General features: G+C 47.4%; 16 protein-coding genes and 1 other RNA gene. 6 read left to right on the top strand and 11 right to left on the bottom strand.

Going from position 1 to position 22,662, the window contains the following annotated elements:
* Positions 1 to 7: 7 nt before the first annotated feature.
* The 3 genes from BUA83_RS08700 to BUA83_RS08690 form a co-directional block, all read right to left on the bottom strand.
* On the bottom strand, positions 8 to 1,438 hold the full coding sequence (locus BUA83_RS08700; protein ID WP_072935847.1) for an alanine/glycine:cation symporter family protein: 1,431 nt from the start codon (positions 1,436 to 1,438) through the stop codon (positions 8 to 10).
* Between the two features lie 212 nt (positions 1,439 to 1,650).
* Positions 1,651 to 2,856, bottom strand: coding sequence for a dicarboxylate/amino acid:cation symporter (locus tag BUA83_RS08695; RefSeq protein ID WP_072935846.1), 1,206 nt, complete (start codon positions 2,854 to 2,856; stop codon positions 1,651 to 1,653).
* A gap of 307 nt (positions 2,857 to 3,163) precedes the next feature.
* Positions 3,164 to 3,523, bottom strand: a complete 360-nt coding sequence (locus BUA83_RS08690; protein WP_072935845.1) for a hypothetical protein — start codon at positions 3,521 to 3,523, stop codon at positions 3,164 to 3,166.
* A gap of 263 nt (positions 3,524 to 3,786) precedes the next feature.
* Between BUA83_RS08690 and ssrS the strand changes: the two genes are divergently transcribed.
* Positions 3,787 to 3,965, top strand: a non-coding RNA gene (ssrS, locus tag BUA83_RS08685) — 6S RNA.
* A 359-nt stretch (positions 3,966 to 4,324) separates the two neighbouring features.
* Here the strand turns inward: ssrS and BUA83_RS08680 are convergent.
* On the bottom strand, positions 4,325 to 4,933 hold the full coding sequence (locus BUA83_RS08680) for a hypothetical protein (RefSeq protein WP_094756563.1): 609 nt from the start codon (positions 4,931 to 4,933) through the stop codon (positions 4,325 to 4,327).
* Positions 4,934 to 4,953: 20 nt separating this feature from the next.
* Entirely contained in the window at positions 4,954 to 7,113 is a 2,160-nt protein-coding gene (locus tag BUA83_RS08675) for a phospholipase D-like domain-containing protein (RefSeq protein WP_072935844.1), read from the bottom strand.
* 133 nt (positions 7,114 to 7,246) lie between these two features.
* On the opposite strand from BUA83_RS08675, the gene BUA83_RS08670 reads away from it, so the two are divergent.
* Positions 7,247 to 7,906: a helix-turn-helix domain-containing protein gene (locus BUA83_RS08670; RefSeq protein ID WP_072935843.1), complete on the top strand. Its 660-nt coding sequence runs from the start codon at positions 7,247 to 7,249 to the stop codon at positions 7,904 to 7,906.
* Between the two features lie 240 nt (positions 7,907 to 8,146).
* The gene (locus BUA83_RS12755) at positions 8,147 to 8,302 is read left to right on the top strand and encodes a hypothetical protein (protein ID WP_200796037.1); all 156 of its coding nucleotides are present in this window, start codon (positions 8,147 to 8,149) and stop codon (positions 8,300 to 8,302) included.
* A gap of 1,015 nt (positions 8,303 to 9,317) precedes the next feature.
* On the opposite strand, the gene BUA83_RS08660 is transcribed toward BUA83_RS12755, so the two are convergent.
* The 4 genes from BUA83_RS08660 to BUA83_RS08645 all read right to left on the bottom strand — a co-directional run bounded on the left by BUA83_RS08660 (position 9,318) and on the right by BUA83_RS08645 (position 15,691).
* Positions 9,318 to 9,686, bottom strand: a complete 369-nt coding sequence (locus BUA83_RS08660) for an endonuclease domain-containing protein (RefSeq protein ID WP_072935901.1) — start codon at positions 9,684 to 9,686, stop codon at positions 9,318 to 9,320.
* Between the two features lie 270 nt (positions 9,687 to 9,956).
* A complete protein-coding gene (locus BUA83_RS08655; protein WP_072935841.1) occupies positions 9,957 to 11,114 on the bottom strand; it encodes a DNA polymerase IV in 1,158 nt (385 codons plus the stop codon).
* Positions 11,115 to 11,159: 45 nt separating this feature from the next.
* Positions 11,160 to 14,399, bottom strand: a complete 3,240-nt coding sequence (locus BUA83_RS08650) for a DEAD/DEAH box helicase (protein ID WP_072935840.1) — start codon at positions 14,397 to 14,399, stop codon at positions 11,160 to 11,162.
* A complete protein-coding gene (locus tag BUA83_RS08645) occupies positions 14,393 to 15,691 on the bottom strand; it encodes a DAK2 domain-containing protein (RefSeq protein ID WP_234988306.1) in 1,299 nt (432 codons plus the stop codon). Before BUA83_RS08645 ends, BUA83_RS08650 begins: the two co-directional genes overlap by 7 nt.
* 176 nt (positions 15,692 to 15,867) lie before the next feature.
* Here BUA83_RS08645 and BUA83_RS08640 point away from each other — a divergent pair, with 176 nt between their 5' ends.
* The 3 genes from BUA83_RS08640 to BUA83_RS08630 all read left to right on the top strand — a co-directional run bounded on the left by BUA83_RS08640 (position 15,868) and on the right by BUA83_RS08630 (position 20,761).
* On the top strand, positions 15,868 to 18,375 hold the full coding sequence (locus BUA83_RS08640; protein WP_072935839.1) for a cell division protein FtsA: 2,508 nt from the start codon (positions 15,868 to 15,870) through the stop codon (positions 18,373 to 18,375).
* A gap of 240 nt (positions 18,376 to 18,615) precedes the next feature.
* Entirely contained in the window at positions 18,616 to 19,443 is an 828-nt protein-coding gene (locus BUA83_RS08635) for a 5'-methylthioadenosine/adenosylhomocysteine nucleosidase (RefSeq protein WP_200796033.1), read from the top strand.
* A gap of 136 nt (positions 19,444 to 19,579) precedes the next feature.
* Positions 19,580 to 20,761: a linear amide C-N hydrolase gene (locus BUA83_RS08630; RefSeq protein ID WP_144340524.1), complete on the top strand. Its 1,182-nt coding sequence runs from the start codon at positions 19,580 to 19,582 to the stop codon at positions 20,759 to 20,761.
* A 173-nt stretch (positions 20,762 to 20,934) separates the two neighbouring features.
* Here BUA83_RS08630 and BUA83_RS08625 read toward each other — a convergent pair whose 3' ends face one another.
* Together BUA83_RS08625 and BUA83_RS12750 are read right to left on the bottom strand one after the other, a co-directional pair.
* Positions 20,935 to 21,291: a helix-turn-helix domain-containing protein gene (locus BUA83_RS08625; RefSeq protein WP_094756562.1), complete on the bottom strand. Its 357-nt coding sequence runs from the start codon at positions 21,289 to 21,291 to the stop codon at positions 20,935 to 20,937.
* Positions 21,284 to 21,478: a type II toxin-antitoxin system RelE/ParE family toxin gene (locus tag BUA83_RS12750; RefSeq protein WP_200796032.1), complete on the bottom strand. Its 195-nt coding sequence runs from the start codon at positions 21,476 to 21,478 to the stop codon at positions 21,284 to 21,286. The genes BUA83_RS08625 and BUA83_RS12750 overlap by 8 nt, the downstream gene beginning before the upstream one ends.
* Positions 21,479 to 22,662: the final 1,184 nt, after the last annotated feature.

Below are 22,662 nucleotides of genomic sequence, written 5' to 3'. Positions count from 1 at the left end.
GCTTATTTCATTGATTTGTATCTGCAAAAGTGTCCTTGCAGTTATTCTCTACGCCCTTTTTTTCGAGAGCCACTACATTTTCCTCGTAATCAAAGGTCACATCTGCAATGTCCTTGCTGAGCCACAGCAGGCAGATGAGGTTTGGAATAGCCATGAGGCCGTTCATTGTATCGGAGATATTCCAGACCATATCAAGTGCCATTGTTGCGCCGATGTAGGTCGCCATGCTGTAGACTATGCGGTAGCCCATGATGGCCTTGCGGTTTTTGAAAAGGTACTCGAAGGATTTTTCACCGTAATATTCCCAGCCGAGAATAGTTGAGAAGGAAAACAGTGCCAGAGCAACTGCCACGACGTATTTCGCGTATTCACCGAATACCGTGCCGAGAGCCAGGACCGTGAGCTGTACTCCCGATACAAGCTTTCCCGTTTCAGGGTCCACAGTGCCGAGAACTCCCGACGAGGAGATGGCAAGTCCCGTGAGCATACATACAATCATGGTATCGAAGAAGGTTCCTGTCATATTTACATAGCCCTGACGCGCCGGATGGTCTGTCTGCGCGGCAGCCGCAGCTATAGGAGCGGAGCCGAGACCTGCTTCGTTGGAGAATACGCCGCGGGCAACACCCCAGCGCATGGAGGTGAGGATGGTTGCGATTATGGAGCCGCCGACGCCGCCTGCCACAGCGTCAAAGGAAAACGCCATGCGGAATATCTCGGAAAGACCTGCAGGAATAGCGGAGAAATTCATAACGATAACGATAAGCGTCATGCAGAAGTAGAAAACTGACATAGCAGGAACCACTACCCCGGATACAGCGCCTATGCTTCTTATGCCGCGTGTCAAAACGATAAGAGAGGCAACCATGACAACCGCGCCCGTAATCCACGTCGGCACAAAAAATCCGCTCTCAAGTGCCGCTGCCATTGCGTTGGCCTGTGTCATGTTTCCGATTCCGAAGGACGCCGTTGCCGCAAAGAAGGCAAACATAACACCCATTACCTTGCCCACCGTACCGCCTATGCCGTTACGCATGGCATACATCGGGCCGCCTGACATCTCGCCGATGCTGTTGGTCTCACGATATTTGACCGCAAGAACGGATTCACCGTATTTCGTGGAAAGTCCGAAGGCCGCGCTGATCCACATCCACACGAGAGCACCCGGGCCGCCCAGCACCATAGCCGTAGCGACACCGACGATGTTTCCTGTACCGATGGTAGCGGAAAGCGCCGTCATCAGGGACTGGAACGGCGTAATATCGCCCTCAGTCTCTCCTTTTTTTGTAAAAATGAGCTTCATGGCGTAAAAAAGGTTTCTCCAGGGCAGGAAGTGAAGCCGAACCGTGAGAAATACGCCTGTGCCGACGAGAAGCGCCAGCATGACGGGTCCCCACACGAAGTTATTTATATCAGCCAAAAGCTTTGCAAAATCCATCTGAAACCCCTCCGATGTTAAGTATGTATATAAGTATAGGGGCGCAGCTTAATTTTGTAAACTCAATGTAACCATATAACGGCAAAATCAAGAAATCATTAAGGTATTTCAGGTATATCCCTTAAATATTTTATGTTTATTAGAAAAAGGCAAAAGAAAAGACCGTCCGTTTTCTGCGGACGGTCTCTGAAAATCTTGAGTTTTCGGGGATATTACGCAACAACCTTATGATGCTCAGTGCGGTCGATAGCGAGAGCAACAGCAGCATCGCCTGTGATGTTCAGGCATGTACGGAACATATCAAGAACACGGTCAATACCTGCTACCAGTGCAAGTCCTTCAATCGGAAGACCTACGGACTGGAGAACCATAGCGAGCATGATAAGACCTGCGCCCGGAACACCTGCCGTACCGATGGAAGCAAGCGTACCTGTGAAGACAATCATCAGCATCTGCTGTACAGAAAGGTCAACACCGAATACATTTGCGATAAAGAGGGAGCATACGCCCATGTAGAGCGCTGTTCCATCCATGTTGATTGTCGCGCCCAGCGGAAGAACGAAGCTGGTGACCTCACGGGAACAGCCAAGCTTCTCCTGAAGATTTTTCATGTTGACGGGAAGCGTACCTGCGCTGCTGCAGGTGGAGAAAGCGATAAGCATAGCCTCAGCCATGCCGCGGAAGAATTTAGCCGGAGAAATATGCGCACCGACACTTGCGATAGTGGAGTAAACGCCGACTACATGTATAATGCTTCCGACTGCCATGCAGGCAATAACGGAAATGAGCGGAAGAAGAACCTTAGGGCCGTTTGCGGCAACAACAGGAAGAAGGAGCGCGAATACGCCGATAGGAGAAACCTTCATGATTGCGGCAATAATCTTGTAGCAGACCTCAGCGGCAGCATCAAAAACCACCATCAAAAGCTCAGCCTTCTTGCCGCCTACCTCAATGATACCGTAGCCGATGAAGATAGCGAACATGATGACAGGCAGGATTTCAGCCTTTGCCATGGACTGAACAGGATTCGTCGGAACCATGTTCACCAAAACCTGCATGACTGACGGAGCCTCTTTTACCGTGACCGTTGCATCAGCGGCAAGCTGAATGCCTGTGCCAGGATGACCGAAGCTGGCAACACCGAAGCCGATTACGATAGCGACAGCCGTCGTAACGAGATAGATAAGAACCGTCTTGATTCCGATACGGCCAAGAGTCTTTGTATCTCCGAGGCTTGTCATGCCAACGACAAGAGATGTAAATACTACAGGAACAATCATCATCTTGATAAGATTGATGAAAATCGTTCCGATAGGAGCAATCCACCATTTAATGAAAGGAAGTCCCTCGGGACCTGCGGCGACACCGACGACGGCAGCCAAAACCAGAGCAATGAAAATTTTAATTGATAAGTTCATAAAACCCCTCCCTCGGAGAACTCCGGGCGGGCAGAATCCACTCTGAACATACCGCACGTCCATCTCCGATATACAAAATAAGACATTTAACATTATAAGTGGACATTTCCTAATTGTACATGGTTTTCATAGTGGTATATTGTATACATATATGTACGTATTACGCGGTCGTATATCTCCGGGACAGCAACAAATATCAGAGTGATGCTCAGAATCCCACTATTGCGTTTTGGAGTTTTCCGGCACTGAGCATAGAAAAAGGCACCGGCTCAATAAGAGTCAGTGCCCTTTAATTCATAGTACAGCTTTAGTTTTCCGAAAGCTCGAAATGCTCTCCGCCCTTCGGCAGGCTGTCGAGAGTCGGATATTTTTTAATGAACTCTACCGGACGGCTCCAGTCAACGTAGACCTCAGTCTCCTCCCAGATACGTGTGAGCGCAATCTGAAAGCTTCTTACATCCGCCAGCGGGTCAATGGTTTCTTCCTTGAAATCAACGAGATTGCTCTGAGGTACGTTGATTTTATGGGTTGTGCCGAGATATTCCTCCGCGAGCTTTTTGCCCTTTTCATCAGGCAGCGTTACAACAGCTTTATGTGTATCCTCATCATATTCGATATAGCCCAGGACATCATTGTAATGGACGGCTACGCTGAACTTGTTTGCCATTTTTTTCTTCCTTTCATCCGTAGATTCTATCTAATGATTATAACGCATTAATTCAAGTTTTGCCAACCTAAAATGAGATTCGCTCCCCCGTTCTCCCGAAATCATTGCGTTCCCGTACAGTTTTCCCAATTCTGACCGAGGTATATTAAATATGAAAAACATTTTCCGAAAATCCAATAAAAAACGCTCGAAAAGCACTGCCATAACGCTTTGTCAAGACTTGTTTTGGCCATTGCTTTGTGCTACTATACAGGTGAAGAAGGAAACGTCTGGGGTGTGCGTTGGCAGATATTGATGTCTAACCGACTTTTACCTTCAGGGAACCTGATTTGAACCATGTGGCTGATGTAGCGTTTAGGACGATGATCAAAGACACGGCTTAGGGTACCCACCTGCACATGCAGGTTTAGGCAGATATTGCCGACGGCATTTTGGACCCCATCTTTGAAAAGGACTTACTGCTTGCGGTAGGTCCTTTTTGTGTGGTCTTTTTCCTTGTCTTTTTCCGCCATGCTGTGTCAGCTGATACTCGGCGTAGACCATGCTACTCCGTAACGACCGATTCATCGTCTGACGAAAATACATTAAAATTCATCCCATTCAGACGTAATCGAAACATGATAGCCATTTTTTCTGTGTAAAATAAACATACAAAATGCTTAATGCTCTCAGCTGGTGGTCCCAGTAGCGGACATATCTGCGTTATTTTAACCTTTATTTGTTCTTAGCCACCAGTATACGGGAATATAAAGAAAGGTTTTATTTCTTAGAATGACTATAAACATTCCCCAGCAACCCACCTTATAGTGTTTTGTATGAATTATAAAACTTGTTTTTTTCCTCTTTAATTTCTCTATATTCCGTTATCATATTATAAAAAGTAGCTCTTTTTAACCCTGATTTCTCCAAGAATTCCTTAGACGTTATTATTTTCCTTTCCCATTCGTCATATAGTTCTTCCCAATTTTCAGGAAAGTCTACACGACTTCGCCCTGCATTCGATTTTCTGTTTTCCGGCATTTTTACAATATGCTTTCCTGACTGAATTAATACCGATTGCTGTATTGTTTGAAGAATAGCTTGATTCATAGGCTGGTAAATACCCCATGAGTATGTAGCCGAAAAATCGTATATCAACAATATCCTCGGCTTTTGAATAAACCACTCAATTTGCTTGACAATTTCAGCTTCATTTAGTCCTAACGATGCAGGGTTTGTTATAATACAAACATCATTCTCTTTGATTACTTCCTTTATTTTTTCAAGCTCAGTAAAGCTTCGTCTCGGTTCTTGACTAATATAAACATTATCGCACCTATGAAATGCATCAATATTTAGGAGGACATATTTCAGTTCTTCTATGTTGTCTTTCTGTTTTGCATATATGTAAATATTATCAATTTTTTTCATTGATATAATCAACCTTTCAATTATGAAAACCAGTCTTTTAATTTCGCGCGGAGGCCTGTTTCAAAATGATAATCAAGATGCTTTTCCAATGCTTTACGATTCATGCGAATTTTAAAATTAGGAAGTTTTTCTGCTTGAATTTCACCAGGGAGAAGGTTTACCCAGTTTGATATCATTTTAGAGCCTGTTCCATCATCGTTCAAGCAAATAGTAACATATCTTTCATCGATATTAAACAGCTTTCTATCCGTCTTGTATAGTTCAATTATTTTGTTTAATTCATCTTCATAAATTGATTGGGAATTTGCTGCATAATCAGTATCCCAGGATAAAATTTTCATATACTCAGGAATCTCAAACCCATATCCTTTTATTATTTCAATAATAATTTCGGACGATTTTTTCATAAGCTCCGGAGAGTATTCATCTGTAAGTCCTTCGCCTGTAGTCATTTTACGTAATTCACCCGTTACATATGGAAGCATATAGGATAAATATTTGCGATAAAACGCAGTATTTACCCGATTAACTAACTGTCTGCCTATTGTATCCATTTCGCGCGGCATTACATCACTTGGCAGTCCAATATCAAAATTCATAAATACCATTCTTTTTCGCAAAGGTTCGTCAGGTTTAGGTACATCATTGGAAGCAAATATCGTCAACGGCTGACATTCCCGAAATTCCTCTTCACAAGAATCTACTGTTCTAATCATCCCCGAAAACGATATTTTAAAAGCAGAAGTTACCTCATCAATAAAAATCGGAATACCCTTATGCTGTACTTCATCACTTTTCAAAAAAGCTTCCAACTCTTTTGATTTTATTTTTTCAAATTTATAACCAAGCTGCTTTTTACCCGTCATCATTTTCAGGAAATACCTAACCATAAAGGTTTTACCGCAATTTGCTCTAGGGGAGTTTAACAAGATATACAATGGCAGGCCCTGAGTTGCTTTATCTTTTAAAAACGCAACACAGCGAAGCTTTGCATTAAACGGTGAGGAAAATAACGCAACCATTAGTTTAAAAAAATTTTCCCTTGCTTTATTAACTTGTCCAATAAAATTATCAAAGTTTGAAAAAACTGCAAGCATCTCTTTAATGTCATTTTTTACAGCATCATCAGTTGGAGACAAATCCATCTTTTGTTTGTCTAAAAAAATCTCCTCTGTTGAGTAATCTACTATCATACGAGGATATGCCACCGATTTCTTTTCAAAATTCATTTTTTTCTTACTAATTTTATTTGCGTTAAAGCGATATTCCTCTATCATCTTAGGGACAAGCTGTATTTGATTTCTATTGTTTTTTAATTTAAGCTCCTTTAGTATCTCAGCATGAAACTGTTTTAATTTTTCCATATCTTTATCATATTCAATAATTTCAAGCTTTGTTTCCATATCATCGACTTCTTTTACAATGATAGCCTTGTCAATTACAGCTTTGGTGGCATTTTCCAGTATGGGATTATCAGATTCAACAGAATATATTTCCGTTTCTTTTCCTGATACATCTTTATCCGGAAGTTCATCAATTGATTTTTCGTTTATTTCTTTTGTGACTCGCGCATTCGGAACTACAGGTTCCGACAATTCCCAAGCAGTTTCAAATTCAGCTAAATATACATCATATAATGCCGGATCATCACTAACATTAAAGTTCTCAATTTGATTAAGTCCTGTCCAGGCACGGGCAGAAATATTAGCAGACGGCATAATTACGCGCTTTCGGTCACCATCCGATTTTAACAGATATATTTTTCGATGGTCTATCACCATCAACGGACACCGAATTTCCACTACTTCTTCAACAACCCGTTTAGCCAATTTCTTATTTCGATGAAGATTCAAGCGTAATTCATCAGCATTGGCCATTACTTCTTTCATCTGGTTTACTATCGTTTTATTCATTTTTGAAGCAATAAATTCTGCCCCAAGAATAATTTGTGATTGCTCAAATTTTTCTGTTAGCTGTGCAATAAATCCAAAATTATACGAAAATGATATAACCTTTAAATCCTGATACCCATCAAAAAGACTTAATGGACATTCCATAGTCGTGTCTTTATAATTTACCCAATGACATTTTATTTTGTTATTAATTGTAGAATTATTACCATTTACTACTTTAGGTAATTCTTCATTTCCAAATAGACTTATTACTTGATTTTCTGCCATACTATTATCCCCCTTACATTATTCCAAAAATAAAATGCAAAATTTAGACGGCTTAATATAGTGTAGCAGTAATCCAGAAATAGGTCAATATTTTTAGACAGCAAAGAATACCTATATTGAAAGGAATGTATTTATGAATGCTAAAGCTATAGGCGAAAATGTGAAGTTTTATCGTAAACTTCGCGGTTTAACACAAACAACACTCGCTAAAAAAGCACATATGACACAACAAAATGTGGGACGTATCGAAAAAGGAAAGATTATGCCTCCGATTGATACTTTGGAAGCACTTTCATCTGCCCTTGATGTTGCTTTGCCAGATTTATATTGTGACGAAAAACATTACGACTTATACATTGATTTTACCCCATATTATAAGGCTCGGATGGAACGCGAAAGCAATCAGGTTAAAGAAGTCATGAAACGAGCGCTTATAGATTGCAATAATAAAATGACTGTTATTCTAAGGCTTTCCAAAAATGAAATGGATAGCTATAAAACTTTAAATGCAGACAAAAAGGATGCGGTGAAGTTTTGGTCTGTTCTTGATGAATATGGCGTAAAATTCGCATTAGACACTCCGGCAGATTATGTTTGGTGCATAAACAAATTGAAAGAATTTAACGGGAATAAAGAACAAGTTTCGAAAGCTTGGATTGATAAAATGTTTAAGACTTGGGGATTAACTTGTTCATCAGGGATGCCGCATAATATCAATAATCCATGGCTCTCACATAAAGACTATTTACATTATCTTTCGTTAATAGGTTTCACATCCACCATACAGTTTTAAATACAACTACGAATTGTTTGTCGTCTTCGTTCTTTGATGATAATCTTAATTCATCAAAAAGCGAAGGCACCTTTTATGATGGCTAAAGATTCGGATTTAGCAATTCAAGAGGCAGGAATATAATCAACCCAATTTATTTTTTTGCAAAAGCGACTTGTTCTCGATATTTAACCATACAGGTGTCTGAAAGGGTGAAAAAGCAACAAGCATGACACAAGTTAATGAAAGGAGGTGCAGTTGATGGCTAAAGTATCAGGAAACACTCATACACAATCCCAAATGAATCACCACGCTAACCAAAGCAATCCCAACAACTCCGCACACACGGCAGCAGCCAATAACCACGCAAATCAGTGCAATCCAAACAACGCCGCACATCACAACACTCATAAGTAAAATGAGGTTTTGACCATGCATAATCCAAATCACCCAGACTGGGTAGAAAAACGCTTTGGAGATGATATCCCCGATTGAGCTAAAGAGTTTTGAGGAGACAACGATTAAACTGAAAGAGGAAGCCAAGCGACTTCCTCTTTTTCATGGTGTTCCAATGGAATTGCGGAAGTATTTACTACGGACAATCTTGATTATTTTCTTCATGCCTATGTTCCGGGCTTTTGATGTATGTGGGGGCATTTCTTGTCGTTTTCATATCTTTTTTGAGTTATTCGATTCTCCTCCGAACCCTTTCCAATAGTGGTGGTAACGTATCTCCACCTTTAGGCTTATCATTTTTAGATGTATTGCGATCTCCTACAATACTCCCCCCGCCCTTACAGGGCACCCCCCTCAATGAGGGGGGCTTTTATTGGAACTGCCGACATATTTATCATTTTTCCTTAGCACCACTAAATGAAGTGGATTTTATTGGAGCTGCCGTCATGCTGATCATCCTTCCTTAGCACTCCTCAATGGGGGCTTTTGAGGCCTCCCTCATTGAGGTGTCAATATGCCGGTGGCATGTTGGCTTGGCACGCTGAAGGCGTGACGGAGGGAGTACCACTCTTTGAGTAGAACTTTTATCTGCTTCCTTATATGTTGGGGGCTTTTGGAGCCTCCCTCGCTGAGGTGTCACTATGCCGGTGGCATGTTGGCTTGGCACGCTGGAAGCGTGACGGAGGGAGTGTCCTCGCTGAGGTGTCAACATGCCGGTGACATGTTGGCTTTGCTAAATGAAGGCGTGACGGAGAGAGTGTCCTCCATGAGGTGTCAACATGCCGGTGGCATGTTGGCTTGGCACGCTGAAGGCGTGACGGAGGGAGTACCACTCTTTGAGTAGAACTTTTATCTGCTTCCTTCTATGTTGGGGGCTTTTGGAGCCTCCCTCGCTGAGGTGTCAACATGCCAGTGGCATGTTGGCTTGGCACGCTGTAAGCGTGACGGAGGGAGTGTCAGTTGCATCACGAACCTCTTACGGAGTGGTGCTCAGTACCTGCTTTACTTTATTATCTATTGCCTGACATACATTCACAAAGTTTCTGTCAATATCCACATTAGTAAATCTGATAATTTCCAGTCTGTACTCTTGCAGAATATTGGTACGAATTTCATCGTATTCCAGTCCTTCTTCTGTGTAATGCTGACTGCCATCAATCTCAATAACAAGTTTGGCTTTATGGCAGTAAAAATCAGCAATGTAGTTATCAATGGTTTTTTGCCGTTGAAAACGTATTGGATAATTACGTAGAAAATCGTACCACAAATGTCTTTCCTGCCTTGTCATTTTTGTTCTTAATGCTTTTGCCAACGGAATGAGTTTTTTGTTGTATGTCAGTGACATTTGAAAGTCTCCATTTCGTTTTTTTGCGACCTTCGGTACTCCCCCGCCATTCAGAATACCCAAGCATGGTACTGTGCGCCCTTTAAGGGCACGCCACACACAGTGCTGCTGTACTCCCCGCACCTGGACGCTTGTAATCAACACTCTCCCTGGTACTCCCCCCGCCCTTCCAGGGCACCCCCCTCAATGAGGGGGGCTTTTTCTGCCTCCCTCATTGAGGGAGGTGGCACGCTGGAAGCGTGACGGAGGGAGTACCCTGCCATGTTTTCCCTACCTAATCAGATTTCCTTTTGTCACTATGCCTTCGCCGAAACGTGCCTTCAGGTCGTCTATCGCTCCGTACAGCTTTTCTTTTTTCTGTGTATCCCTTGCGGAGAAAAGGGAGATTTCCGAGGATGTGCCGAGGCCGCTGCCGCTTATGCCAAGAAGCCTAACTCCCATGCCTCTCGGCATTGTTACAGATGAACACAGCTCCTTTGCCGTTTCATATATTTCCTCGTCGTATGCCGTAGGCTGCTCCAGGGTTTTCCTCCTTGTATAGGTAGAGAAATCTCCGAATCGAATTTTCAGCTGAATGGTATGCGCCATTGTCCCTGCCTTCCGAAGCCGCCACCCCACCTGCTCCGCCAGATACAAAAGCGCCTTGTCTATATCTTCCCTTTTGTATATATCCTCTGTGAAGGTTTCCTCGCGGCCGATGGATTTAACCTCCCGCTCAGGCTCTACGGGGCGGTTGTCAATGCCGTGGGACAGCTCATAAAGCTGACGTGCCGCATGGGTTCCCAGATTTTCCTCAAGGATTTTTATATCCGTATTCGCCAGTTCGCCGATTGTTTTTATGCCAAGAAGGGCGAGCCTTTCGTTCATTTTCTTTCCCACGCCCCAGATTCGTCTCACAGGGAGCGGCGAAAGCACGCGCATGATGTCTTCTTTTTCGATTATTACGAGGCCGTCAGGCTTTTCCAAATCCGATGCAAGCTTTGCAAGGAATTTATTCGGCGCGATACCCACGGAGGCGACGAGTCCCGTTGCCTCAAATATTTCCTTTTTCAGTCTGAGACCGTATTCCCTGCGGCTTTCCATAAGTCCTTCCATCCCCGTGATATCCAGAAAGCCTTCATCAATGGAGAGAGGCTCTATAACAGGGGAAAATCGCGAAAGCACGGAAAAGACCTTTTTCGAAACGGCGCGGTAGGTCTCGTAGCTCCCCGATAAAAAGATTCCGTCCCTGCAAAGCCGTCTTGCGGTGGCCATAGGCATAGCCGAGTGCACGCCATAGCGCCGCGCTTCGTAGGAGGCGGTGGAGACGACGCCCCTTGGGCCGAGGCCGCCGACTATGACAGGCTTTCCCCTGTATTCCTCGTGGTCACGCTGCTCAACCGACGCGAAAAATGCGTCCATATCCACATGCAGTATCCAGCGGTCCATGCCGTCTCCCCCCTTTCCTAACCGAATTTCCAAAAATCTCTGTGTTCAGCGGAAAAGCTCCGCGATTTCTTCCTCGCTGAGCTTCGACAAAAAGCTCTCTCCCGGACGTATCATCTGGTCGATGAGGGCTTTTTTCTTTTCCTGCAGGGCAAAAATTTTCTCCTCTATAGTCCCCTTAGTTACCAGCTTCAGCACCTGCACGTTCTTTTCCTGTCCGATTCTGTAGGCGCGGTCAGTTGCCTGGTCCTCAACGGCAGGATTCCACCACGGGTCGAAATGTATGACCATATCGGCCCCCGTGAGGTTGAGTCCCGTACCCCCTGCCTTGAGGGAAATCAAAAACACGGGAACGCTCCCCGCGTTGAACTCCTTCACAAGGGTAAGCCGCGTGAGAGGCGGCGTTGCCCCGTCAAGATAGCTGTAGTCAAGTCCTGCTGCCTCAAGACGCCTTCCGATGCGCTGCAGCATAGTCGTAAACTGCGAAAAAATCAGCACACGGTGTCCCGCGGCTGCCGCATCACTGAGAATTTCCTCCAGAAGGTCAAGTTTTCCCGAGCCGCCGTCATAGTTTTCAAGAAAGAGTGATGGGTCGCAGGCAATCTGGCGGAGCCTTGTAAGGAGCGCCAGTATCTTTATGTGGCTGGCGTCAAAGCCGTGAGCCTTGAGTTCCTTTCTAAAATCCTTCTGCGCCTGGGCGAAATACGCTGCGTAAACTCTTTCCTGATTGGATGTCATTTCCGCTGTCATGCGGCTTTCCACCTTGTCGGGAAGCTCCGTGAGGACGTCCTTTTTAAGACGCCGCAGCACAAAGGGGGCGATATGACGCCTGAGGTCCTCGGAGGCTTCCCTGTCCTGCGCGCGGACAATCGGCACTTCATAATGTGAATGAAAGCGCTTGTGATTTCCGAGATAACCCGGCATAAGGAAATCAAAAATGGACCAAAGCTCCGTAAGGGTGTTCTCAATAGGTGTTCCCGTGAGAGCAAATGATACTCCGGCGCGTATACGCTTTACCGCCTTTGCGCTCTGTGTGGAGGGATTTTTTATATGCTGCGCCTCGTCAAGGAAGCAGTAGCGGAAATTTTTCTTTTCATACATATCTATGTCACGGCGGAGCATGTTGTATGTGGTAATAATGACGTCCGCATCCGTACTTGCAAGCTTTTCTCCACGCTCCCTTTTCGTTCCGTCAATGACCGTAACCATAAGCTCCGGAGCGAACCGTGCCGCTTCGTCAAGCCAGTTGTACATGAGGGATGTAGGTGTAACCACCAGCGAAGGGGCGGCACCTTCCTCTTTTTGGGACAGCAGGAAGGTCAGTACCTCAAGGGTTTTCCCGAGGCCCATGTCATCTGCGAGAATCCCTCCCAGTCCGTGGGCCGCAAGGGCCGTAAGCCACGAAAAGCCCGTGACCTGATAACTCCGCAGCACTCCCGAAAGGGATTCGGGGACAACAGCATCCGTCTCCGACGGTTCTCTTATATCACGGACGAGAGCCTTGAAGCTGCGCCCCCGTTCAAGCCTCAGAGTGCTGTCCTCACGGGCGAGGGTATCAAGGTACATCGCCTGGGCCAGAGGAATCTCCGCCTTTTCTCCCTCGCCGCCCTTAATGCCCGCGCCCTCAACGAACTCCGCAAGGGATGCCAGCTGCTGGTCGCCGAGAGAGATAAAGCCTCCGTCCTTCAGCCTGTGATAGCGCCTTCGCAGGCGGTAGGATTTCAAAATATCTATCAGCTCGTCAAAGTCAAAATCACGGTTCTGAAAGGTGACCTCAAGGAGATTTTCGTCGTTTACGCTGACGCCAAGTGTCACAGGCGGCATCTTCGAAATCGGTTTTCGCCTGAAGGTCTCCGCGTAGTAAACATCCGCCAGCTTCGAAAGCTCAGGCAGCCCATCCTCAAGAAATTCGTAAAAGGGCTCTTCCTCAGGCTGCACGAGACGATCTCCCACCTGCTCAAAGGAAAATGCGTCAAAAATGGCCCGTATCCTGCGCTCCGTTTCCGTGTCCCGTATAAGGCTCCTGTCCCCTATTTTCACAGGCGGCTCCTGCATAACAGGATTAAAGGTCTCCTCTCCGTAGCTGAAAATAAGCTCTGCCGCGGCTCCGTCCATAAAATAATCCAGGTGCACCTCTGCCGCCAACGGCATCATCTCATACCGCTCAGTAAATGATGAGGCTACCTCCACATGCGCGGCCTTTTCAAGCTTAGGAAGAACCTCCGCGAAAAAGCCTCCCATATGCTCCTCTCCAAGACGCAGTGAACGGGACTGGGTAAAGGCCCTGTCTATCGCCCGAAGCTTTTCCGCAAAATCCTTTTCTGTTCTGTATATGGTATCCTCAATGAAAACAAGCTCCCCTGTGGTGTCCAGAAGTATCATGTTCTCAGGCTCCAGAAGGGAAATCCTTCCTCCACCGTCCACGTCCTCCACCCGTATCCGCACCTCGGGGTTTTCATCCTTTATGTATACCGTTCTTTCCCTGTCTCCTGCGGCAAGCACAAAGGGAGTATCCTTCATTATTTCAAGAAACTCCCGAAGATGCGATGGAGTCAGCTTGAACCTTTTCTGCTCGAACATTGTGCTTACGTTGTTGTATGAGGAACGGAAATAGGAGCTGTAGACCTCCGTGCTGGCTACATCGCGGTACGCGCGCCTCAGAAAATCCCACAGCTTCTCCGACACTCCCTGCTCAAACCTAAAATCCTCAGGCTCAAGGGTAAGCTGCTTTCCGAACTCCACAGGAAGACCGCTGTCAACGGTATGCATGAGGTCGGGAATATTCCTCATTACGTAGAGTCTGTCACGGCCCAGCTTAAACTCCAGCCAGTTCGTCACATTGCTGTATTCATGGGAAACGAAAAGCTTCGCCTCCATACGCAGGGGCGCATCCTCTTTTCTTATTGCGGCGGCGGTATTCTTTTCACCGAAAAGAGAAAAGAGCCTGAGCCCTGTTTCCCTTCTGCTGGAAATAGTGCTCCGGCCCACGGATTTCAGCCGCTCGATTTCCTGTATCCGCTTCAAAAAAGCCACCACGTGCTTGCATGCTCCCGAATACTGCGCGGCGGCAGGGCAGGTGCAGTCCCATTCCTCAATTTCGCTGCCCCTTATAACGGCGCTTACCTCGTATGTATCAAGATTTCCGTGCACATGGCCTGTGTATGTGATTTTTCCGCCTCTTTCGGAGACCGCGGTAATATCCTTTACCGCTCCGTTCCTGTAATAACGGAGCCCTCTTGGATACGCCGCGTCGTTTGCGGCAGAGCGTATCTCAATATCCGTCAGCAATTCCCGTCTCTCCCTCTGTATTCCTCAAGACTTTCCGTCATTCTTGCGGCGTTTTCCTTCGCGGACATGTGCCTGTTAAAGGCGCGTACGGCGATTTCCTGCTCCTCGGGATTATCCACCGTTATAATCTCCACGCGGTCACCCAGTATACGCTTCACCTGACGAAGCTCAAGATTCAGCCTTGTGCCGTCCGACACCATCACGTAGGATTCCGCGAGATCGCTGTGGGCCGCATTCACCAGTGCGCCAACCGACGGCGTGTTGTCCTCGCCTCCGAGAGTAATGAGGTTCACACCCTGCTTCTGCAGTCTCTCCGCATGTGCCTCATCATAGGCAGCCGCGAGAAGCGCCACAGGCATCAGGGAATGATGGGCGAGAATCATTGCATGAGGCTCCGCCATGTTATTTATGCGTATGGACTCAAGACGTCCGAACCCGATGCATTTTTCCAGCACAAGCCCCGGGTGCGCCGTGTGAAGATGAACCTCCAGACGCGAACGGTGTCTCGTTGCCACGATAAAGCTGGCGTCTCCCTGCAGATATTCCTCAAGACGTCTGCTGTCCCCCTTTGAGTTCTCAATCCCAAAGGTCATACAGTATGGGTGCACCTCGTCCTGCCGCGGGTCGGGGATTCCCAGCTTCTGGTCCCCCGTTCCCACGGAAAAGCTCAGCACAGGAGAAACGAAATTTCCCGTAAGGCCCTTCTGACAGCCCTTGAGGAAATCCATCATTATGCGCTCGCCCACGACGAAGGGAGCATCGTCCCTGTGGCTGCCTGCCTCTATCGCCGCCGCGAGAATTTCATAAATCGGAAGATTTGCACGCACTGCCTTGTACGCGCCCTTTGCAACGGCCCGTGCCGCGGAGACAATCGGACGGTCCACATCCTCCGGCAGCACGCGCTGCGCGTAGAGAATGCCATACTGGAACGCCTTTCCGAACTCCGACGAGGTAGCGTCGATTTTACCGATGAGCCCCTTTGCTATGCCGCGGAAAAGCTGGGAAAGGACAACTCCCGACGAGCCCCGGGCCCCGAGAGCCGCTGCCGATGCCACACGCCGCGCAAGGCCGCCTATGGTATCGTCCTGAGCGTCCTCCAGCGGCATAACTGCTGCCCCCATTGTCCGCAGAATATTAGTCCCCGGCTTTGTAACAAGGGAAGGATTATCCCTGTCCGCCTGCTCGTTTATGGACTCGTATTCAAGAAGAAACTCACTGTAAGCGCCTGTTATCATGCGGCGGAAATCACTCCCCGTTATAACCTCCTGATTTGTCAGATTACGCAATGTCATGACCAATAACCCCCGAATTTTATCCGACGTGCGCAGGCACGTCCTGCAAATTTTTTTAAAAGAAATCAAATTAAAAAAAGGTATTCTTATATTTATTCGCGAATATATACTAGAATACCTCTTATTTTTGAATTTATTTTGAATTTTATTTTGATTTTTCCAGAGGAGTTATTTTAATGGCAACTGTAAAAAAGACAACAACAGAAACAGCCGCTGCCAAAACAACGAAAAAAACGGCAGCCGCCAAAGCAAAAAAAGAAACAGTCATAACCTCCGTACCGGAAGCCGCGCCCGAGGAACAGGCAGCAGCGCCGACGAGGAAAAGGGCAGCGAAAACGACAAAAACCGCAAAGAAAACAACGAAGCGCAAGACGACGAAAAAGAAAACTGCCTCAGCAGCAGAAAAGAAACCGCGCAAGGAGCGCATTTTTGCCCTCGATATCGGTACGAGAAGCGTCATAGGCATCGTGGCAGAGCAGGAATCAGACGGCTCGCTGACACTCCTTGATACGGAGCGCGAGGAGCATAAGACACGCGCCATGCTGGACGGACAGATTCACGACGTTCCGCAGGTAGCCGCTGTCATCAAGGACGTTAAGAAGGCTCTCGAAAAGAGAGTCGGCGTGCTCCATAACGTCGCTGTCGCAGCCGCGGGCCGCGCCCTCTACACCACCACCGCCGAATCCGAAATGGAGGTCAGCGGCATAATCACAGCCGAGCAGGAACGCCGCCTTGACTTCGCAGGCGTACAGGCGGCACAGACGAAGCTGGCAACAGGCGGCACAGTAGACGACCCTACGCGCTACTACTGCGTAGGCTACAGCACTATCCGCTACACCCTCGACGACGTACAGCTGAAAACCCTCGTGGGACAGCGGGGCAAAATCGCAAAGGCATCAGTAATAGCCACATTCCTGCCCCGTCAGGTCATCGACTCCATGGACTCCGCGCTCCAGTCCGTTAACCTCGGCATGCGCGCAATCACCCTGGAGCCTATTGCAGCAATCAACGTACTCATTCCGCCCACCATGCGCCATCTGAACCTCGTTCTTGTAGATATCGGCGCAGGCACCTCCGACGTTGCCATAACGAAAAACGGCTCCGTCATCGCATACGGCATGGTACCGCAGGCAGGCGACGAAATCACCGAAGCCATCTCCCAGCGCTTCCTTCTGGATTTCAACGTGGCAGAGCACATAAAGCGTGAAGCTGCCGACGGCAGAGAGGTGGAATTTGACGACATCCTGGGCATGCACTACAAGCTGAAGCCTAAGGACATAATCGAGCCGATTCTTCCGAATATCGAAAAGCTTGCGGAAGCGATAGCAAAGCAGATAATAGACCTCAACGGAAGCGAGCCCCAGGCAGTGCTTCTCGTAGGCGGCGGCGCGCTCACACCGCGTCTTTCGGACATTCTGACAGAGGTGCTGAAGCTCCCGAAGGGACGAGTGGCAGTACGCCACCCCGAAAAAATCGAAGGAGTCAGCGAGCTCCCCGACGAGCTGAAGCTGCCTGATGCCGTGACGCCGCTGGGTATTTTGAAAATCGCGTCCCTCAACACCCTGCATTTCCTCACGGTATACGTCAACGACATTGAATACCGTCTCTTTAACTTCCGCGACCTCACAGTATCGGATGCGCTTTTGAATGCAGGCATTCAGCTGAAAAAATTCAACGGCAAACCGGGCCTCGGCATCATGGTAACCGTAGAAGGACAGTCGAAATTCTTCCCCGGCACCATGGGAACTCTCGCAAAGCTCACAATGAACGGCGAAGAAGCCGCCCTGGACACGCCTATCTCCGACGGCAGCCGCATAACCATAGAACCGGGGCAGGACGGAGTCATCCCGCACATCACTCTCGCCGATGTTCTCGACACACCGCCATCCTTTGTCGTTTACATCAACGGAGAGGAAACGGTCCTCACACCGCAGGTGCTTCTGAATCAGACACCGACTCCGCTGGACCACGCTCTGAAGGACGGGGACGTAATAACTGCGAAAAAGCTCCGCACCATCGGGGAAACCCTCGCGGCAGCAGGCTTCTCCCCGACAGGCCGCAAGGTTCCCTACACCCTGAACGGCAGCAGCTCACAGTACACGGCAGCACCCGAAATCCGAGTTGACGACGAGCCTGTGACACTCTCCACAGAGGTTCATGAAGGCGACCGCATAGACTACGAGCTTCCGAAGGAACCGAAGCTGGGTGATGTTCTGGACATATCCGAGCTTGAGGCGAGCCTCGTGATAGACTTCAACGGCGAAGAAAAACACATACCTTCAGCCGTAGTAAGCCTTGAGGTCAACGGACGCCCTGCCACCACGAACACCATACTTACGGAGGGCTCATCTGTACGCTATACAAAGAGCGAACGCCGCGCTACAAACGTAGCCGACGCCATGGCCGCGGTAGGCTTCGTGCCTCCCTCCGCCACCAGCCGTGTCACGGTGGAAATACTCGTCAACAAAAAACCGGCACAGTTCACCGACCCCATAAAGAACGGTGACAGCCTCGACATCAACGTAAAACCCATCGGAGAAGGAAAAACTCCCCTTCCTGAGCCGGAGCCAAAGCTCAAGGAAAGCCTCCTTGGCGACTACCTCTCAAAGCTCAAGGACGATAAAGAAAAAGCCCCTGCACAGAAGGAAGAAAAAACTGACCCGTGGAAGAAATTCCATTCCTGAGAGCAGCAGCCGGGTTAAAATGTTCATAAACAACAGCCGACGATTCGTTTGAATCGTCGGCTGTGTTTTTTTGCGCGCTTTATTTCTACTTTCAAAGCTTCAAAAATTTTTAAGTTTTGAAAACGGCATTTTCCGTAAAAACATTTTCGGTTCGGCAGGAAATTAAATACAAAATATCGAATAAGTCCTCATTAATGAATTTCTGAGTCCGATTAAAAAATTTTGACAGAGGAGCGATAGATGATGAATCGCAGGGAGTTTTTGCGGTTGTCAGCTTTGGGAGCTGCCGGCGTTTTGGGCGGTTCCTTTTTCATGGAAACAGGGACGGCAGCGGCGCAGAAAACAGCAAAGGCAAAGGTCGGCATCATTGGCGCGATGGAATCGGAGGTCGCAAATCTGAAGAAAGCGATGCGACTCAAACGGCAAGTGAAGAAAGCGGGAATGACATTCCACGAGGGAACTATAGGGAACACAGACACCGTTATCGTCCAATGCGGCATGGGCAAGGTAAATGCGGGTATTTGCGCCCAGATTCTCATTGATGATTTCGCGGTGACGCATGTTATCAATACCGGCGTGGCAGGCTCGCTGAACCCCAAACTGAATATCGGCGATATTGTGGTTGCGGTGGATGCCGTGCAGCATGATTTCGATGTGACAGCGATTGGTTTCCAAAAAGGGGAGATTCCCTATACAGGCAAGGTCGCCTTTGCGGCGGATAAGGAGCTGCGTCAAAGAGCGGTCCGGGCAATACAGAAGACATTGCCGGGGATTGCCGCCGTGGAAGGAAGAATCTGCTCCGGTGACCAGTTTATTGCCTCCCATATGGAAAAGGACAGGATTGTTGCGGAATTTGCAGGAGATTGCGCGGAGATGGAAGGCGGCTCCGTTGCCCAGGTGTGCTTCCTCAATGAAGTCCCCTTCGTGATTTTGCGGGCAATTTCGGACAAGGCCGATGACAGCGGTCACATGGACTTCGCTGAGTTTACGAAAACCGCGGCGAAAAATTCTTCCACGCTGATTCAATTCATGCTGGAGCATTGGCAGGATTTTGCCTTCGCCGATTGATACCTAAGGTTCTCAGGTAAATGCGGCGCAGGATGTCCATAAGTGTCAACGATGAAGAAGGAACGCCCGAAGCGCGGTAAATACGGTTTAATAAAGCCGCAGGACGTAAGCCTTTTTCAATCAAAAAGGAGGAGATATGATGCATATCCGAAAAAAATTGTTGGGTCTCTTTTTTGCCGCGTTTTTGGCGTTAAGCTTCGCCATTTGCGGTTCGGCGGCGCAGGCTGCTTCATACACAGCTCCCCAAAAGCTGGATAAGTACCTGTACTACATGGAGTACACAGACTATGTTCCTGACCTCACAACAGGGGAAAAGGTCAAAACAGGCTTCGCCTGCTCCGCCGTTCGCAACGGAAACTTCTACGGCCGCAATCTGGATTTGGATTACGCAGATGTCCCTGAGTTCGTAATCAAGGTTGCCGGAGACGAGTCAAAGGGCCGTTACGCAAGTATCGGAATGGCCGCAATTCTTACGCTTAAATCCGGTGAGGTTGACAACGTTTCGGAGGCTGATCTTCAGGCAATGCCAAACATGACCTTTGACGGCATCAATGAAAACGGCGTGGCGATGAACAGCAACGTCGTTCCTGCCGAGGATCTGGACTTTGCTACATTGCAGTCAACCAATTACGGCAAACCGCGAATTCATGCTCTTGCTGTAGTCCGCTACGTTCTTGACCACGCAGAATCCGCTGCTCATGGTGTAGAGCTTCTGAAGAATATGGACATTTACGGCAGCTATGGCACGTGCGGGATTCACTGGATGCTCTCCGACCCGAAGGAAACCTACATTGTTGAGTGCATCGACGGCGAGCTTGTGGCAAGAAACAACACGGACAATATCATGACAAATTTCTATATCAACTACGCGCCGAATACTAATTACGCAAAGCATATAGCGCGGGCAGGACAGAAGGTTGTGGGAAAAACCTATGAGAACTTCCCAATCCTTACACCCCATGCCTGCGGAGTTGAACGTTACGCCATACTGAGGGAGCATTACGCAGAGGGCGGAGAGTCCGCTGAAGGAATGGCACGCCTGATGGAGCGCGTGAAATACACCCGGACCTATGAGGCTGATACAAATCCAATCTGGTACACAGAGTCCTGCGGCGGAACACTGACAATCGACAGTGCGCCGATGGATTTCAAAGCTGCTATTCAGTCCGGAGTGGATACCTACCAGCTGCGCGACAGAGAAATTCAGCCGAACAACTTCTGGCAGACATGGCACACGGCGGTTTACGACCTTAAGAACAAAACACTCCGTCTGAACATCCAGGAGGATTATTCCAAGCATTACGACTTCAAGCTGTAATTGCTGAAGGAGAAAACTGGACCCGTAGAAGAAATCACGGTCGCAGGGATTAAAGATGAAATGACAAGAGCCGCCGATTTTTACAATCGACGGCTCGTTTTTTGTTTACGGTTTGATTCTGCGTTCAAAACCTTAAAATTTTTCAGTTTTGAAAGTACCCGTTCTTTTCGTTTTCACGAATTTGACTGCAAAGGAACAATTCCTAATGTCTTTCCCAGTGGCGCGAGCAGTTTAATAAGCGTGCCAATCTGCGGGCTGATATTTCCCTTTTCGATGCGTGCAATAACAGGCTGACTCACTCCGCTCAATTCTTCCAGCTTTCTCTGAGTGATTCCTTTTTCGTTCCGTGCTTTAATCAATTCCCCGATAAGGGCAACGCGCAAATCACTTTCCGCGATTTCTTCCGGCGTAAAAATCTCTTTCTCGAACTCGTCATCCCAACTTCCACCAATTGCTTCTTCTCCACGCTGCCTTGCATCTTCCAGGCAAGCCTGTGCGTGAGCGATAGCTTTTTTATATTCTTTATCCATCATTTTCACTCCTTTCGAGATATTCCTTCAAAAGACGCTTCGCCTTCTCAATTTCAGAGAGTGGTGTTTTTTGTATTTTTTTAACAAAATGACTAATAAGTACAAAACTACTTCCTGTCCACGCCGCAAATAAAATTCTGTCCCGCAAAGGACGGAGCTCCCATATTTCGCCTTCCAGCTTCTTCATATACGGTTCCCCTATTGTAGCTCCATATTGCTTAGTGCGTTGATGTAGTCCCGAATTTTATTCAACTTTATCCTGCTGTCTTTATCTTTCTTCGCTGCAAGCTCTTTGATATATTCACGAACAGGCATATTTCCATTTTTATCTGCATAAAAATATATTTTGTACACTTCTGTTCAATCCCCCATCCCATTTATATGATAACTTAAACATCATCATAAGGCAAGAAATACATGAAGGCGAAATGTGCAAAAGCTATTTCGAAAAATCCGTTATAGCAAAGCCCCGTCTGAAACATTTTTATGGCTGGACGAAATATGAAATATATCGGATTCACTTTCGGAAATCGGATAAATATCTTATGTTTCGTTATAGCGAAACCTTGTATGCGAAGGGGCTTTGCCCCTTCGCACATCCCCACCGCAGGAACTACGTTCCCGCTAAGTTGACATGCCCCCGGCATGTCAACACCTACCTCAAACGCTTCGCTTTTTTCCTTTTCACGCGGCGTGATTTTATTCACTCCCTCCGTCACGCTACGCGTGCAAAGCCAACATGCCACCGGCATGTTGACACCCTCATGGAGGGAGGCTATATTGCACGTCAGCCCGCGAATTTACTGTCGTGGCAGAGCCAATTAGGGACAAATCGTTGTGTAGAGATGAATAATATAGGACATGCCTCTATGTAAAAAAATATCACTAATTGGCTTCAGTAATACAGTAAAGACGCGGGCGACGGAGTGTGCAGCCTGCCACGAGTGTATCGCCGCGGGTTTCCAGAGCGACGTGAGGAGCGGTTAAATAAAGGGGACATGGGGGAATTTGTCCCCCGTGTGGGGAAGCCAGAAGGGGCAAAGCCCCGTCTGAGAGAAATTTATGGCTGAATCGTGCATAGAATATATGGGAGTTATTTGTGGAAATCAGATAGAAATTTTTAAATCTCGTTATAGCTAAATACTCCATGCGAAGGGGCGTCGCCCCTTCGCTCTTCCCCACCGCAGGAACTACGTTCCCGCTGGACACTCTCCTTTTTAACGCTTCGCTTTTTTTCTTTTCCCGCGGCGTGATTTTATTTTAAAGCGAATTGCACGTCAACCCGCGAATTTACTGTCGTGCCCAAGCCAATTTGTGGCTAGCGATACACAGAACTATATGCGTTCATAAAATTTTAATGCGTACAATGGA

The sequence above is a fragment of the Schwartzia succinivorans DSM 10502 genome (assembly GCF_900129225.1).
Taxonomy (GTDB): Bacteria; Bacillota; Negativicutes; order Selenomonadales; family Selenomonadaceae; genus Schwartzia; species Schwartzia succinivorans.
Note: the sequence above shows the minus strand (reverse complement) of the source record. Positions and strands in the feature narration are given on the sequence as shown.